This window comes from Halosimplex litoreum, from assembly GCF_016065055.1.
In the GTDB taxonomy this organism is placed as follows: Archaea; Halobacteriota; Halobacteria; order Halobacteriales; family Haloarculaceae; genus Halosimplex; species Halosimplex litoreum.
In genome coordinates, this window is sequence record NZ_CP065856.1 from 446,296 (window position 1) to 461,503 (window position 15,208).

Annotated in this window: 18 protein-coding genes and 1 pseudogene; 17 read left to right on the top strand and 2 right to left on the bottom strand. The window is 69.1% G+C overall.

Going from position 1 to position 15,208, the window contains the following annotated elements:
• The first annotated feature begins 181 nt into the window (after positions 1-181).
• From I7X12_RS02205 to I7X12_RS02225, 5 genes are read left to right on the top strand one after another with little or no spacing between them, the layout of a single operon-like run.
• Positions 182-799 (top strand): DUF7287 family protein, encoded by a 618-nt coding sequence (locus I7X12_RS02205; RefSeq protein ID WP_232342982.1) that lies wholly within the window; start codon positions 182-184, stop codon positions 797-799.
• Between the two features lie 50 nt (positions 800-849).
• Entirely contained in the window at positions 850-1,443 is a 594-nt protein-coding gene (locus I7X12_RS02210) for a DUF7288 family protein (RefSeq protein ID WP_198063765.1), read from the top strand.
• Complete coding sequence (locus tag I7X12_RS02215; protein WP_198062259.1) at positions 1,431-2,369, top strand: DUF7261 family protein; 939 nt, start codon at positions 1,431-1,433, stop codon at positions 2,367-2,369. The genes I7X12_RS02210 and I7X12_RS02215 overlap by 13 nt, the downstream gene beginning before the upstream one ends.
• A complete protein-coding gene (locus tag I7X12_RS02220) occupies positions 2,362-2,889 on the top strand; it encodes a DUF7266 family protein (RefSeq protein ID WP_198062260.1) in 528 nt (175 codons plus the stop codon). Before I7X12_RS02215 ends, I7X12_RS02220 begins: the two co-directional genes overlap by 8 nt.
• Positions 2,886-3,722 (top strand): DUF7289 family protein, encoded by an 837-nt coding sequence (locus I7X12_RS02225; protein WP_198062261.1) that lies wholly within the window; start codon positions 2,886-2,888, stop codon positions 3,720-3,722. The genes I7X12_RS02220 and I7X12_RS02225 overlap by 4 nt, the downstream gene beginning before the upstream one ends.
• A gap of 32 nt (positions 3,723-3,754) precedes the next feature.
• Here I7X12_RS02225 and I7X12_RS02230 read toward each other — a convergent pair whose 3' ends face one another.
• Positions 3,755-5,119, bottom strand: coding sequence for a DUF7289 family protein (locus I7X12_RS02230; RefSeq protein WP_198062262.1), 1,365 nt, complete (start codon positions 5,117-5,119; stop codon positions 3,755-3,757).
• A gap of 422 nt (positions 5,120-5,541) precedes the next feature.
• On the opposite strand from I7X12_RS02230, the gene I7X12_RS02235 reads away from it, so the two are divergent.
• The 4 genes from I7X12_RS02235 to I7X12_RS02250 are packed head-to-tail and all read left to right on the top strand — an operon-like array spanning position 5,542 to position 8,119.
• Positions 5,542-6,006: a 30S ribosomal protein S15 gene (locus tag I7X12_RS02235; RefSeq protein WP_198062263.1), complete on the top strand. Its 465-nt coding sequence runs from the start codon at positions 5,542-5,544 to the stop codon at positions 6,004-6,006.
• On the top strand, positions 6,007-7,176 hold the full coding sequence (locus I7X12_RS02240; protein WP_198062264.1) for a hypothetical protein: 1,170 nt from the start codon (positions 6,007-6,009) through the stop codon (positions 7,174-7,176).
• Entirely contained in the window at positions 7,173-7,472 is a 300-nt protein-coding gene (locus tag I7X12_RS02245) for a KEOPS complex subunit Pcc1 (RefSeq protein WP_198062265.1), read from the top strand. Before I7X12_RS02240 ends, I7X12_RS02245 begins: the two co-directional genes overlap by 4 nt.
• A complete protein-coding gene (locus I7X12_RS02250; RefSeq protein WP_198062266.1) occupies positions 7,469-8,119 on the top strand; it encodes a 30S ribosomal protein S3ae in 651 nt (216 codons plus the stop codon). The genes I7X12_RS02245 and I7X12_RS02250 overlap by 4 nt, the downstream gene beginning before the upstream one ends.
• A 126-nt stretch (positions 8,120-8,245) precedes the next feature.
• Here I7X12_RS02250 and I7X12_RS02255 read toward each other — a convergent pair whose 3' ends face one another.
• Positions 8,246-8,704, bottom strand: coding sequence for a plastocyanin/azurin family copper-binding protein (locus tag I7X12_RS02255; protein WP_198062267.1), 459 nt, complete (start codon positions 8,702-8,704; stop codon positions 8,246-8,248).
• A 96-nt stretch (positions 8,705-8,800) separates the two neighbouring features.
• Here I7X12_RS02255 and I7X12_RS02260 point away from each other — a divergent pair, with 96 nt between their 5' ends.
• From I7X12_RS02260 to I7X12_RS02290, 8 genes and pseudogenes are all read left to right on the top strand, one after another.
• Entirely contained in the window at positions 8,801-9,712 is a 912-nt protein-coding gene (locus I7X12_RS02260) for a M48 family metalloprotease (protein ID WP_198062268.1), read from the top strand.
• A gap of 83 nt (positions 9,713-9,795) precedes the next feature.
• A complete protein-coding gene (locus I7X12_RS02265) occupies positions 9,796-11,046 on the top strand; it encodes a HEAT repeat domain-containing protein (protein WP_198062269.1) in 1,251 nt (416 codons plus the stop codon).
• A 77-nt stretch (positions 11,047-11,123) separates the two neighbouring features.
• Positions 11,124-11,978: an HpcH/HpaI aldolase/citrate lyase family protein gene (locus I7X12_RS02270; protein ID WP_198062270.1), complete on the top strand. Its 855-nt coding sequence runs from the start codon at positions 11,124-11,126 to the stop codon at positions 11,976-11,978.
• Between the two features lie 51 nt (positions 11,979-12,029).
• On the top strand, positions 12,030-13,283 hold the full coding sequence (locus I7X12_RS02275; RefSeq protein ID WP_198062271.1) for a Glu/Leu/Phe/Val family dehydrogenase: 1,254 nt from the start codon (positions 12,030-12,032) through the stop codon (positions 13,281-13,283).
• Positions 13,284-13,358: 75 nt separating this feature from the next.
• Complete coding sequence (locus I7X12_RS02280; RefSeq protein ID WP_198062272.1) at positions 13,359-13,832, top strand: SRPBCC family protein; 474 nt, start codon at positions 13,359-13,361, stop codon at positions 13,830-13,832.
• 149 nt (positions 13,833-13,981) lie between these two features.
• Positions 13,982-14,416, top strand: coding sequence for a hypothetical protein (locus tag I7X12_RS02285; protein ID WP_198062273.1), 435 nt, complete (start codon positions 13,982-13,984; stop codon positions 14,414-14,416).
• 147 nt (positions 14,417-14,563) lie between these two features.
• Positions 14,564-14,650, top strand: a pseudogene (locus tag I7X12_RS20825) (SRPBCC family protein); the annotation flags it as partial.
• A 97-nt stretch (positions 14,651-14,747) separates the two neighbouring features.
• Positions 14,748-15,191, top strand: coding sequence for a hypothetical protein (locus tag I7X12_RS02290; protein WP_198062274.1), 444 nt, complete (start codon positions 14,748-14,750; stop codon positions 15,189-15,191).
• The last annotated feature ends 17 nt before the right edge of the window (positions 15,192-15,208 follow it).

Consider the following 15,208-nt stretch of genomic DNA (forward strand, 5'->3'; position numbering starts at 1 on the left):
GAGCTCCGTCAGCGACTACCACGCGGATGGTGTCAACACACCGACGCCGCGAGTATCAAATCGTGTAACGACGGGCCAACGGCTATAACCGGGAGTCCCGTTGTCCGCGACAGACGCGGACGGGTCCGGGCGTCGTTCGGGGGACGACGGCGACGCCCGCGGCCACCGTCAGGGGCACGCGATGTCAACATTCGGAGATAGCGACAGGTCCGCGACACACGGCGCGGACGTACGGCGAGTCGAGCGTGACGAGCGACTGCGACGCCGCGAGCGGGGGCAGACGACGCTGGATTTCGCGCTCGGGATGAGCATCTTCCTGCTATCGCTCGTCTTCGTGGTGGCGTTCGTCCCGGGGATGTTAGAGCCGTTCTCCGGGGGTGCCCAGTCGGAGACGCCGGCGGTCAACCGCGTCGCCGACGACCTGACCCAGGGGACGCTCGGCAACGCGAGCGCGCCGTACGTGCTCGACGAGACCTGTACGGTCGAGCTGTTCACGGCGGGCGTGCCCGGGGAGTGTCGTTACGACGGCACGGAACTGTCCGACCGGGTCGGGGTCCTCGAACGGTCGCCGGTGAACGTGACGATCCGCGGCGATCTGGACGGGTCCGGCGCGGACGACATCCTCTGTTGGGACACCAGCGTCGTCGGGGGGCAACTGGCCGAACGGGGCGCGAGCGGGTGCGGGCCGTTGCTGACCGGTGGGTCCAACCCCGCGGGCAGCGGCGGGAAGACCGTCAGCGCGCAGCGGGTCGCGCTGCTCGACGGCCAGGACGTGACCGTCGAGGTGGTGATGTGGTGACGCCGCGTCGACCGCCGGGCGACGGCGGCGACCCGGGGCGGACGGACGCGGTGTCCGCCGACGCGCGCGGACAGGCCCACACGCTCGAAGGAGTGGTAGCGAGCCTGATACTGCTGTCGGCGGTGGTGTTCGCGCTGGAGATGACGGCGGTGACGCCGCTGTCGGCGAGCACGTCCAGCCAGCACATCGAGAACCAGCAGGAGGCGACGGCGCGGGGCGTGCTCGCGTCGGCGGCGGAGACTGGCGCGCTGGAGCGGGCGGTGCTGTCGTGGAACGCGACGAGCGAGGAATTCTACGCCACGACCGATCGGGGCTACTTCGCGTCGGCTCCGCCGAACCGCTTCGGTGAGCTGCTCGAACGGTCGTTCGATCGTAACGGCATCGCGTACAACGTTCGCCTGCAGTACCAGGACGCCGACGGTACGCGCGACAGCCGGCGCTTCGTCTACCAGGGGCGTCCGAGCGACAACGCCGTCCAGGCGACGTGGTCGCTGGTGCTGTTCGAGAACGACCGAATACGCGACCGAGACGGGGATCCGACGGCGACGACTGTCGCCGACGAGTCGACGCTGTTCGCACCGCCGGCGTCGGACGGCGCGGTGTACAACGTCGTCCGCGTGGAGGTGGTCGTGTGGCGGATCTGAACGCCGGCGAGCGAGCGCGGGACGAAGACGGACACGCGACCGGTCGCTCCGGTCGCGGCCGCGGGCAGATAATCCTCGTCGGGGCGTTCGCGCTGGCGGTCGTGTTCGTCGCGCTGGCGCTGGTCATGAACGCGGCGATCTACACGGAGAACCTGGCGACTCGCAGCGAGTCCGCGGGGACTGCCGATGCCCACGTGTTCGAGCGCACGACGACGAAGGCCGCCGAGGAGGCGTTCCGCTACGCCCACGAGGTCAACGCCAGCGACCACGAGGGGCTCAGACGGAACGTCACGCAGGCGATGGACGCCTACCACAACGTGACTCGAACCCAGCAGGCGGCGGGCGGCCAACTCGTCGACGTGGCGGTCGTGCCGACGCCGCCGGCGGGGACGAACGTGACGGAGACGAACACCGTGTTCGAGAGTCCCGGAGGGACCGGTGACTGGACCGTGGCGAGCGGCGTGAGCGGCACCCGGTCGTTCCGACTCGACGTGGAGAACTGGCTGGGCGACTCGGACGACGAGCTGTGGGTCGTCGCCGGCGACGCCGACGACTGGTATCTCAACGTCTCCTACGACGGCAGCCTGTGGGAGGTCGGCGTCAACGACTCCGGGACGTACACGACCTGCGCGACGACGGCTGCCAGCGACGTGACGATCGACGTCTCCGATGGAACGGTCGACGGCGACGAGTGTGCGGCGCTGACCCTCGGCGACGTGGGCGGGAGTTACGCCCTGAAGATACGGAACGGGTCGGTCGCCGATGGAGATTACACGATGATCGCCGACGTGGAGCCGACGGCGGTCGCCGCGGGCGTCCCGACCGAGGAGGTGCTCTACGCGATGACGGTCGACCTGACCTACCGGACGCCGGAACTGCGCTATCGGACGACGATCCGGGTCGCCCCGGGTGAGACCGGTGGGTGATCCGCCGCCGCGGCGTCGCAGTCGCGAGCGTCGCGCATCGAGGGGCGCCAGTGGCGGGCAAAAGCGTAGCGTCGGTTTCGGCGGCCTGCGGGGCCAGTCCACCGCGCTGGACTACACACTCTCGCTCGCGGTGGCGTCGCTCGTCATCACCGGTCTCCTCGTCGCGGCGGGAGATTTCGTCACACACCAGCGTGAGGAAGTCGTCCGGACGGAGCTGGGCGTCGTCGGGGAGCAGTTGGCCGGCGAAGTCGACGCGGCCGACCGGCTGGTTCGGGCCAGCGACACCGAGTCGCTATCGCTGAACGCGTCGCTCCCAGAGACGGTCGCCGGAGCGAGCTACACGATCGCGGTCGACGATACGGCCACCGGAGAGTGGCTCAACCTCACCGCCCAGGACCCGGATATCACGGTCTCCGTCCGACTGGAGACGGAGACGCCCCTCGATCCCGATACCGTCGGTGGCGGACGGATTCGGGTGGTCTACGACCCGGTAGCGGAGCATCTGGAGGTGCGCGGATGACGCGGCGTCGACCACCAGCGACCGTCGTTCGGGGGACCGAAGACCGCAGCAAGCCGGCTGGAGCAGTCGGTCGTGGGTCCGACCGACGGGGAGTCAGCGACCTGATCGGGTTCGTGCTGGTGTTCTCGCTGGTCGCGGCGGTCGTCGCGATCGTGTCCCTGGCGGGACTGGCCTCGCTGGAGGACGCACGCGACGCCCAGCAGACGGACAACGCAGAGCTTGCGATGGAGGTCCTCTCCGACAACGTGGCGGACATCACCGAGCGGGGCGCACCGAGTCGCGCGACCGAGATCAGTCTGTCGGACGCGTCGCTCACGCTCGCCGACCCGATCCAGATCGAGGTCCGCGACCCGACCGGCCCGCCGGACGAGTCGTTCTTGACGACCCGGACGTTCAACGTCCGACCGATCGTCTACGACGATGGAGGCACGGAGCTCGTGTACGTGATGGGAGCGATCTTCCGCGCCGAACGGCAGGGGGGAACGGTCGTGCAGCCGTGGTCGCCGGTCGTCAGCGCGGACCGGACGATGGTCCAGGTCGTCAACACGGGGTCGGCGACCGACGGGGTGCAGCTGATCGAGAGCTCGACGGTACTGGTGCGGACCAATAGCAACCAACGCGTCGTCGCTGCAGAGGACGACACGAGCGCGTACGACGATATCTGGATCAACGTGACGTCCCCCCGACGCGACCTCTGGGAGCGGATGCTCGACGATCACCCAGCGATGGACTGCTCGACGACCGGTCCCGAGACGGTCGAGTGCGAGGTCACCGTCGACCCGCGCGATCTCTACGTCGTCGAACACCGGATCGCGGTCGACTTCGAGCGGTGAGGCGCCAGCCGGGGGCGGATCGCGAGACTCGACTACCGGCTCGTGACGTTGATCGAGTTGACCGTCACGTGGAGGTACGTGAGCTTGGTCACGTCGCCGGTCAGGTCGAGGTCGATATCCTCGATCGACTCGTCGTAGTGGAAATCGTTGGGCTTGCCGCTGATGTGGATGCTCTCGCAGTTCGCGCCGCCCTCGAAGTACCCCTTGCCGCTGAGGTGGCAGTGCGAGTCCGGTGCGTAGATGAAGCCCGTGAACGCCCGGTTCCCGGTGACGTGCATGTCGCCGTCGGAGTGGACGACGACACGGAACGCGCTCGGATCGCCACCGCCGTTGAGGTCGGACCCGATCGTGAAGTCGTTCCTGACGAGGACGGTGGTCGCGTTGTCGCCGGTGACGGAGACGGAACTCGGTGCGAACGTTCCGTCGACGACGACGGTGACGTTCCCTTCCGACGTATCTACGTCCAGTGCCCCGCTGAACCCGGTGTCGGAGTAGTACGTCCCCGCGGTGTCGATATCGTCGAAGTCGGTCGTAGTGTCACAACCCCCCGTCTCGCATTCCTCGATCCGGTCTTCGATCTTCGAGTCCGCCGACGGGAAGGTCACGCCGGTCTCGTGTGGTTCGGGGTCGGACCGACCGCTGCTTTTGATCCCCGCGGCGTTGCTCGTGGCCAGGAGATCGTCGAACTCCTCGTCGAACGGGACCACCAGTTCGGTTCGCGCGGTCTCGTTGGGGTGGTCGTAGTAGACGGTCCCGTCGGTGCGTTGCTCGAAGTAGCGCCCCCAGGCCTGGTAGAAATCACTGTGGACGGTGACGTTGACCCGCCCCTGGTCCAACGGGTTGACGAAGTCGTTGCTCCCGGTCGTGTTCGGGTACCTGATCGACGGCGGACCGTCTTTGGTCACTCTGGCGCCCGATCCGAGGGTCCGGGAGCTGTTGACGCGGATGATCGGGAGCGTCAGCGTCTGCTGGCGGAAGTGGAACTCGGGAGGCGAAACCATCGATACGCCACCGTCCGTCCGTTTCCAGACACCCCCGCCCTGGTAAGCGATCGTCGTCCGGTCGCCCTCGTACGACACCGCACCCATAGTCACGTTGGCGACCGTCCGAGTGGTTCCGGTGGACTGGTTCGTGACGGATACGTTCATCCACCCGCGGTCGTCGTCGACGTAGTACCCCGACTCCCGCTCGGTCGCCAGTTCGATCCCCTGTGAACTGGTACCGCCCAACGCGACCATCGCGCTCCGCGAGTCGAACTGTGTCAGTGCCTTCTCCGCCCGGTTCGTGTCCAGTTGCTGGCGCGTATCGTCCAGTCCCGCCGCACCGACCGTGACGACGACTGCCGTTCCCCCGATAACGATCGCGAACAGCAGCGTAATCCCCAGTACGCTACTCACGCCCCTACCGTCGTGACTCGTCGGCATCTGTGTACGGTTCCGTTCCGCGCTCAATAAGCGCGCGGACCCAGATATCATATTTGAAAACTGGGGGGGCGAATCGGCCGAACCGTCTCGCAGGGGTCGAGTCGGCGAACCCCCCGATTCTCCCGTATCGAACTGCGATCCAGCCGTGTTCGTGATTCCGGCTCGGTGCTTCCGGAGAGTCGGTCGGGGCCGATGGAAACCGTTTAGTGTCGCAAGCGGAACTCTCCGGTGGGAACGCACGACCGCAAATCTGACTCGCTGTGCGCTTGCACAGCTCGGGATTGCGGCCGTGTTCGCGCCGAACGCCGCTTCGCACTCGCGGAGCGCGCGGCGCACACACGCACGAGGCGATCGAGAGACCGCCCGACAGCGGCTCGTCGCGTTCCAATCTACCAATGGCACGAATGCACACCCGCCGTCGCGGCTCGTCCAGTTCGGACAAGCCGGCGGCAGACGAACCCCCGGAGTGGAGCGACGTAGACGAATCGGCGATCGAAGAGCGCGTCGTCGAGCTGGCCGAGCAGGGCCACAGCCCCAGCCAGATCGGCCTGAAGCTGCGCGACGAGGGCGTCAACGGGACCCCGGTCCCGGACGTCTCCCTCGCGACCGGCAAGAAGGTCACCGAGATCTTAGAAGAGAACGACGCCGACCCCGAGCTGCCCGAGGACCTGCGTAACCTCTTCGAGCGGGCCGTCCGCCTGCACGAGCACATGGACGAGAACCCGACCGACCACCAGAACAAGCGCGCGCTCCAGAACACCGAATCGAAGATCCGCCGCCTGGTCGACTACTACCGCGGCGACGAGCTCGACGAGGAGTTCACCTACAGCGCAGACGAAGTCGCCGAACTCCTCGAATAGATGTCCGCCACCGCCCGCTCCGAGGACGCCCCCGCCGCCGGCGAGATCGCCGACCGGCTCCGCGAGGCCGACTTCGTCCGCCTCGTCGGTGCCGCGACCGGCGACGCGCTGGCCGCCAGCGGCGTCCTCGCGCGGGCGCTCTCCGACCGCGACCGGCCGTTCCAGGTCTCGGTCGCAGACCTTCCCGCCGACACCGAGCGGTCGACCGACGCCGACCTGACCGTCGCCGTCGGGCGAACGGACCCCGTCGCAGACTGCTCGGTAGCCGGCGCCGCGGAGCCGGCCAGCGAGACGGCCTTCGTCGTCGCGCGCGAACTCGACACCGGACCCGACGTCGCGCTCGCGCTCGCCGGCTGCGTCGCCGACGGGCGCGCCGCGGCCGGTGCGGTCGCCGAGGCCGCCGAGGCCGCGGGGCTCGAACGCCGACCCGGCGTGGCAGTCCCGACGGCCGACCTAATCGACGGGCTCGCCCACTCGACGCTGGTTCGCGGCCCGTTCTCGGGCGATCCCGAGGCGGCTGCCGCGGCGCTGGACGACGCGGGCTTCGACGTCGACGGACCGGCCGACGGCTCCGGCCTCGTCGTCGACGCGACGATCCTCGACGAGACGGCGCGGCGACGCGTCGCCTCGCTGGTCGCGCTGCGGACCGTCGGCGACGACTCCGTGCCGTCGCGGGGCGGTCACGCCGTCGAGCGGGCGCTGCGCCCCTTCGACGGCGGCCCCTTCGAGACGGTCGGTGGCTACGCCGACGTGCTCGACGCCGTCGCCAGGGAGCGACCCGGCACCGGCGTCGCGCTCGCGCTCGGTCACGACGTGGCCGAGGCCGCGCTCGACGCGTGGCGCGCCCACGCCCGGCGCGCTCACGACGCGGTCGCCGACGCGACGACCGGCCGGTACGACGGGCTGTTCGTCGCCCGCGCGGAGACGGACGCCGCGCCGGTCGCCACGCTGGCGCGGCTCGTCCACGCCTACCGCTCGCCCGAGCCGGTGACCCTCGCGGTCACCGACGGCGCGGCGGCGGCCCGCGCCGACGACCGGGCCCTCGAATCGGTCCTGTCGACGGCCGCCGAGGGCGTCGACGGGACTGCGGCCGCGACCGGGACGACCGGCCGCGCCCGCTTCGACGTCGAGACGGGCGCGTTCATCACCGCGTTCAGGGAGGCGCTATGAGGCGGGCGACGATCAGGACGACCCACGGCGCAGACGAGGCCGCCGAACGCGTTGCGGCCGCGCTCGCCCCGGACGACACCGCGGAGATGGCGACGCGAGTCGAGGGCGAGGCGGTCGTGACGACGGTCACCCGCGAGGGGACGAGCGGTCTGCGGTCGACGGTCGACGACTACGTGGTCAACTGCCGGGTCGCGGACCGACTCGGCGGTGCGGACCACGAGACGGACGACGCGACGCGGACGACGGACGGCACAGACACGACGAACGACACACCAGACACAGACACCAACACATGAGCGAACGATCAGTTTCACGACGCAAGCAAGAGAAGCGGTGGTACACCCTGATAGCGCCCGAGCAGTTCGACCGGGAGGAGCTGGGTGAGACCGTCGCGGACGAACCGGACAAGGTGCTCGGCCGCACCATCGAGACCACGCTGGGCGACCTGCGCAACGAGGCCAGCGAGAACAACACCAAGCTGACGTTCAAGGTCAACGAGGTCGCGTCGGACTCGGCGTACACCGAGTTCATCAAACACGAGCTGACGCGGGACTACCTCCGCTCGCTCGTCCGCCGCGGCTCCTCGAAGATCGAGGCCTACATCACGGTGCTGACCGAGGACGACTACCGCGTCCAGATCCAGCCCGTCGCGCTCACCACCAAGAGCGCCGACGAGAGCCAGGAGAAGGCCATCCGCCGCCAGATGATCGATATCGTCGAGGAGAACGCCCGCGAGCGCACCTACGCGGAACTCGTCGACAGTATCGTCGAGGGCCGGCTCTCCTCGGCGATCTACAACGAGGCCAAGACGATCTACCCGCTGCGCCGCGTGGAGACCCAGAAGCTGACCCTCGAGGCCCGTCCCGAGGAAGTCGCCGCCGAGGAGGAGACCTCCGTCGACGTCGAGGAAGACGAGGTCGCCGTGGACGGCGAGGCCGAGTGAACGCAGCGAGCGAGGCCTCGCGGCGGAGCGGTGAGCCCGAAGGGCGAGCCGCGTAGCCCGACGGGTCCGCCGACTGAGACGGTTCGCGTTCGACGCTCGATTTCTTTCGCCGACCGGACCCGTCAGCTACGCGTCGGTGGCCGCGTCCGTTCCGTCGGTGGCCGCGTCCTCGCTGACGACGACGTTTCCGACCATCCCGCTGGCCTCGTGTGGGATACAGAAGTAGGCGTGCGTGCCGACGGTTTCGAAGGTGTGTTCGTAGGTCTGGTCCTCGTAGATCGCCCCCTCGTTGCCGCCCAGCCAGCCGTCCTCGGCGGCGGCCTGGGAGTCGAAATCGCCGGTCGACCAGAACGCGGCCTCGTCGGGGATCTCGTCCTCGTAGGCTGTGACGGTGTGGGCGTGCGAACTGGTGTTCTTCCAGCGGACGGTAGTCCCGGGCGGCACCTCGATCCGAGCCGGGTCGAACTTCCGCGTGGTCATCCCCACGTCGTAGTTCCCGGTGTCGCCGCTAGTCTGCCCGCAACCGGCCAGCCCGACCGCGACTGCGACGCCGCCCAGGCTCCCGAGGAACGCCCGTCTGTCCATATCTCGACCTCGGGACTCCGGGCAAATAGAGGGCTCGATATCGAGTGAACCGTTACCGGAGTAACGTCTTTGGGGAAACGGCCCGTACGTCCGAGTATGCAGCCAAAGCCCGACTGGTCCCTCCGGGTTCGCATGCTCGCGGCGATGGCCGGGATGGCCGCCCTCTACGCCGCGTTCGTCGGCGTCGCCGTGTGGTGGGCGACCGACGCCCTCGGGAGCACGGGCCTGTTCCTCGTCGTCGGCGTCGCGGGCGTGCTCGTCGCCCTCCAGTACAGGTACGCGCCCGACGCCGCGCTCCGGGCACTCGGCGCCGATCGGGTCTCGCGAGCCGAATACCCCGATTTGCACGCGCGCGTGAACCGACTCTCCAGCCAGGCCGGCGTGCCGAAACCCGACGTGGCGGTCTCGCCACAGACCCAGCCCAACGCATTCGCGACCGCGAAGGGCCGTGACGACGCCGTCGTCGCGGTCACCGAGGGACTGCTCGACACCCTCCAGGGCGACGAACTCGACGCGGTGCTCGCTCACGAGATCGCCCACGTCAAACACCGCGACGCGCTGGTCATGTCCGTGGTCACGTTCCTCGTGACCGTCGCCGCGATGGTGGTGCGGAACTTCTGGTGGTTCGGCGACGGGGGCGGCGACGGTGGCGGTGGCGACGGCGGGATGCCCTGGCTGTGGGCGTTCGTCGCCGTCTCGGCGGTCGCGTGGCTCGGCGGCTACCTCGTCTCGCGAGCGATCTCCCGCCACCGCGAGTACGCCGCCGACCGGGGCGCCGCCGTCGTCACCGGCAAGCCCGCGGCGATGGCCAGCGCCATCGAGACGATCACCGCCGAGATGGCCGCGACGCCCGAGCGAGACCTTCGCGACCACGCCGAGCTGAACGCGCTGTTCATCGTCCCTGCCGACGCGAAATCGCGGGTCGTGAAGCTGATGGAGACTCACCCCGACCCCGAGAAGCGGGTCGAACGGCTCTCTGAGTTGGCCGGGGAGTTCGAGGGTCGCTGACCGAGGCCGCACGCGAACGAGCGACCGGGGCTCCGAGTCGCCGAATGGAAACGCCTTTGGCCCGGACAGTCGCATTTCGGGGTATGAGCAACGGGGACGACGAAGCGGCCGACGAGGCCGAAGAGACGGCGCTGTCGGCCGACACGCTCGACCAGCGCCTCGACGACGCCGAGGAGGCCCTCGACGCCGCGGAGACCGAGGCCGACCTCGACGACGTCGAGGCGGACCTGAACGAGATCGAGTCAGATCTGGACGCCGCGGACCTGCCCGAGCCCGACGAAGACGACGAAGACGCCGAGGACCCGGCCGCGGAACTGGAAGACCGCGTCGCCGACCTGCGCGACCAGCTCGAGGACCAGCGCGGTCCCTACGCAGACGACGTGGTCGCCGTCCTCGAGGAGGCCCAGTCGACGATCACCGACACCCGCTGGACGGAGGACGGCCGGCCCGACGTGGTCGCCGCCGTCGAGTCGTATCTCGACAGCGTGAGCGACGAACTCGACACCGAGCTGTCGGCCGAGAGCGACGATCCCGACGAGCTGGCCGACGCCGTCGACCAGGCCGCACAGGTCGTCGAGGGCAGCGCGCTCGACCCCGACGAGGACGAGGAGACGATCGCCGCGCTCCTCGAAGCGGCCGAGACGCTGCAGGACGACCTGGAGGCCGCCGAGGAGTGGGACGACCTGACCGTCCGCGAGCAGCTCGACGCCGAGGGCTTCTACGACGTGCTCGAATCGGAGAACCGCAAGGACTTCCCGGCCGAGTGGAACGCGGTGAAGGTCTACGAGGAACTCGGCGAGGTCGAACCCATCGTGAAGGCCCTGGAGACGTTCGACTCCGATTTCATGGAGGAGAACGTCCTCGACGCGCTCTGGCGGATGGGGCCGGAGGAGGCCTACGACGCGGTCCACCAGCGCGCACAGAAGCGCAACGTGCGCCCCGTCCAGATTCTCGGGAAGATCGGTAACGACGACGCGACGGAGACGCTCCACGACTTCATCGACGGCGACGGCGACGCCGCTCTCCAGAAGGTCACCCTGCGCGCACTCGGCGAGATCGGCAGCGAGACGTCGGTCGAGCCGGTCGCCCAGCGCCTCGACGCCGACAACTACGAGATCCGCTCGGCGGCCGCTCGCTCGCTGGGCCTGCTCGGCGACACCCGCGCCGTCGAACCGCTCGCCGACGTGCTCGACGGCGACGAGGCGAACGAAGTGCGAGCCAGCGCCGCCTGGGCCCTCAATCAGATCGGCACCCGGCGCGCGCTCGACGTGCTCGAAGGCTACACCGACGACCGCGCCTACCTCGTCCAGTCCGAGGCCGAGAAGGCCGTCTGAGTTCGGTCTTCGACCTCTTTTCCGGTGCCGCCCCGCTCGGCCGTGGATTCAAGCGTTCGCCGCTCCGAGTCGGGGGTATGGTACGCCGGAGCGTCCTGTTCTCCCCGGGGGATCGGCCCGAACTGCTGCGGACGGCACCGACGACCGGCGCCGATACCGTCGTCTTCGACCTCGAGGACGCGGTCGCACCGGGACGGAAAGCCGAGGCCGGCGCGTCCGTGCGGGAGGTGCTCGCGGACCTCGACGCCGACTGCGAGGTGTGCGTGCGCGTCCGGCAGCCGGGGCGGGGCGCGGCCGACGACCTCGACGCGGTGCTGGACGACGACGCCCGGTCCGGACTCGACGCGCTCGTCCTCCCGAAGGCCGAGTCGGCCGACGACGTGGCCGACCTGGCGGGTCTGGCTGCCGAGCGCGACGCCGACCTCCCGATCCTCGCGCTCGTCGAGACTGCCGCGGGCGTCCTGCACGCCGAGGAGATCGCCGCTGCCGACGCGACCGACGCGCTGATATTCGGCGCCGAGGATCTTGCGGCCGACATCGGGGCGACCCGGACTGCGGAGGGGACGGAGGTGCTGCACGCGCGCGAACACGTCGTCCTCGCGGCGGCCGCGGCGGGGATCGACGCCGTCGACACGCTCCACACCGACTTCGAGGACGAGGGGGGTCTCCGCGCGGAGACGCAGTTCGCGCTCGAACTCGGCTACGACGGCAAGCTGGCGATCCACCCCTCGCAGGTCGGCCCGATCAACGAGACGTTCACGCCGGCCTCCGACCGGATCGAGTGGGCCGAGCGGGTGCTGGCCGCGAAGGCCGACGCCGACGCGGAGGGGCGGGGCGTCTTCGCGGTCGACGGCGAGATGGTCGACGCGCCGCTGGTCACGCAGGCCCGGCGAGTGATGGAGCGCGCGCGGGCGGCCGGCGTCGATGAGTGAGCACCGCCGGTCGCCAGAATCCTTTTGGCCGCGCTAGCCCATATAAACGGCATGTCCGAGGAGATCAACCCCTTCGAGAGTCTCCGGGAGCAGGTCGAGGACGCCGGGGCCCACCTCGACGTCGAACCCGGGACGCTCGAGCGGCTCGAGCGGCCCGAGCGTGTCCTGGAAGCGAACCTCTCGGTCGAGATGGACGACGGGTCGATCGAGGTGTTTCGCGCCTATCGCTCGCAGTTCAACGGGGCCCGCGGCCCGTACAAGGGCGGCATCCGCTATCACCCGCAGGTCTCCCGCGACGAGGTCAAGGCGCTATCGGGCTGGATGGCCTACAAGTGCGCCGTGGTCGACATCCCCTACGGCGGCGGCAAGGGCGGGATCGTCGTCGACCCCGACGACTACTCCGAAGACGAACTCGAACGGCTCACGCGCGCCTTCGCGACGGAGTTGCGTCCCATTATCGGCGAGGACAGGGACATCCCGGCGCCCGACGTGAACACGGGTCGCCGGGAGATGAACTGGATCAAAGACACCTACGAGACGCTGGAGAACACCACGGAACCGGGCGTCGTCACCGGCAAGGCGCCCGACAGCGGCGGCTCGGCGGGTCGCGTCGAGGCGACCGGCCGCTCGGTGATGCTGACGGCTCGCGAGGCGTTCGACTACCTCGACGAGGATATCGAGGGGGCGACGGTCGCCGTCCAGGGGTACGGGAACGCGGGGTCGGTGGCGGCGAGGCTGCTGTCGGACCTCGGCGCCAGCGTCGTGGCCGTCTCGGACTCCTCGGGCGCCGCCTACGACCCCGACGGCCTCGACGTGCGAGCGGTCAAAGAGCGCAAGGACGAGACCGGCGACGTGGTCGACTACGACGCGCCCGAGACCATCTCGAACGAGGAGCTGCTGACGCTGGACGTGGATCTCCTGGTTCCGGCGGCGCTGGAGAACGCCATCGACGGCGACCTCGCCGCGGACGTTCGGGCGGACGTGATCGTCGAGGCCGCCAACGGCCCGCTGACGCCCGACGCCGACGACGTGCTCACCGAGCGTGACGTGGCCGTCTTCCCGGACATCCTCGCCAACGCCGGCGGCGTCACGGTCTCATACTTCGAGTGGGTGCAGAATCGCCAGCGCTTCTACTGGTCCGAAGAGCGCGTCGACGACGAACTGGAGACGGTCATCGTGGACGCGTTCGACCGACTGACTTCGACCTACGAGGACCGGGGCCTCCCGAACTTCCGGACCGCCGCCTACGTCGTCGCCATCGAGCGCGTGCTGCGAGCGAGCGAGCAGGGCGGCGTCTGGCCCTGAACGGTCGGCCCGCGCGCCGCCGTACCACACTCGTTGGACACGCCGGTTTTACGCGTCGAGACCCAACCCGAGTATATGCCGGTCTACGAGCGAGAAGTCGTCGTCGACGCGCCGTTCGAGGACGTGTGGGAGTTTCACTCCGGCGCGTCGGGACTGGAAGCGCTGACCCCCGACTGGATGAACCTCCGGGTCGAGTCGACGGTCGGTCCCGACGGCGAGCCAGATCCGGACGTGCTGGAGGCGGGGTCGAGCGTCGAGTCGACGATCGCTCCCTTCGGCGTCGCGCCGCGCCAGCGCTGGGTCTCCGCCATCACCGCCCGCGAAGAGGGCGACGGCCAGGCATTCTTCCGCGACGAGATGCGAGCGGGCCCGTTTCCGAAGTGGGTCCACACCCACTCCTTCGAGGCCGTCGACGGCGGGACCCGCGTCCACGACCACGTCGAGTACGAACTTCCGGTCGTCGGGGGGCTGTTCGGTCCGCTCGGGTGGGTCGGCTTCGAGCCGATGTTCCGCCACCGCCACCGGACGACCAAGGAACTGCTGGAGTGACCGTCCGACCCCGCGACCGGTCCGACCGAATTCACCGACGTATCCGCACTTGCCGGTCGGTATCGTTCCCGACGTGAGGCGGCAGAGACTCGCCGGCCGCGAACTTTTGCACGGTCGGGCCGAACGACGTGACAGGACGGTCACAGAGAATGCACCACGGTCAACTCACGCGCGTCCTGGAGTTTTTCGTCGTCGGGATCGTCTTCGGCGTGACCGAAGACGTGCTCGCCGTTCTGATCGCGACCGACGCGGAACTCTCGGCCGAGATCGTCGGCGTCGTGGTCGTGATCGCCATCCCGTTCGCCGTGCTCTCGGAACTGATCGTCGACCACCCGAAATTCCTGACGTTCGAGCGGCTATCGACGACGATACGCTCGCTGGTCTCCGGGCGACCCGCTCACCGACCCGACGACGCGCCCGGGAACCTGCACGTCGAGACCGCGCCGCGGCCGCATCATCAGTACTTCTGTGACAGCTGCGCCATCGAGTTCGAAACGGGAGCGATCCTCCAGGAACACCTCGACCGTCGACACCCGGACGTGGAGATCCGCTGGTCGATCCACGCGGCCGAACGGTCCCGGTAGCGCGGCCATCGCTCGATTCGGGAGTCGCCGTCCGAACCCACTCCGGAGCGATTCCCGGAAATAGATCCCCGGGAACCGAGCCGGGGGAAGCCAACGACCTTCACCCTCGTTGACGAACGATGCCACACGACAGACGTAGCTGTCGGCGGCGGCCTGTTCGGTCCGCTCGGGTGGGTCGGCTTCGAGCCGATGTTCCGCTATCGCCACCGGACGACGAAGGAACTGCTCGAAGGGGAGCGGGCCGTTCTCCCCGCCGCGCCGTCGAGGAGGACCCGATCGCCCGCTTCCGACGTGCCAGAAAGCCTTTCACTCCGAGCGGCGACCCGCTCGTATGTCATCGAAGCGACGGTACGCGGTCGCCGGCCTCCTGGCGCTCTGTGCGGTCGGCGGCTGTCTCTCCGCCACCCCGTTCGGTCAGTCGTCGACGCCGACGGCCGAGCCCGGCGGCTTTCAGGGCCAGTTGGACGAGCCGAGCCCACAGACGGTCAGTCTGGAGAATCGGTGGAACCGTGACGTCACCACGCAGTTACGGGTCCTCCGGGTGGCGACCAACGGGACGGTCCACGAGGAAGCGCACGAACTCTCTCCCGGGAGCGAGCGAACCGTCTACAACACCAGCGCGGCCGACCCCGACGGCGTCGAGTCGTTCCGGCTCACGCTGACCGCTCGGAACACGACGGAGCGCGTGACCATCGAGAACGACGCGTGCCACGGTGGCGCGCATGGCGGGATCGAGGACGACGGCACCGTCTTCCTCACGTACGCGATCTGTTGACCGCAGCGAGGATTGGT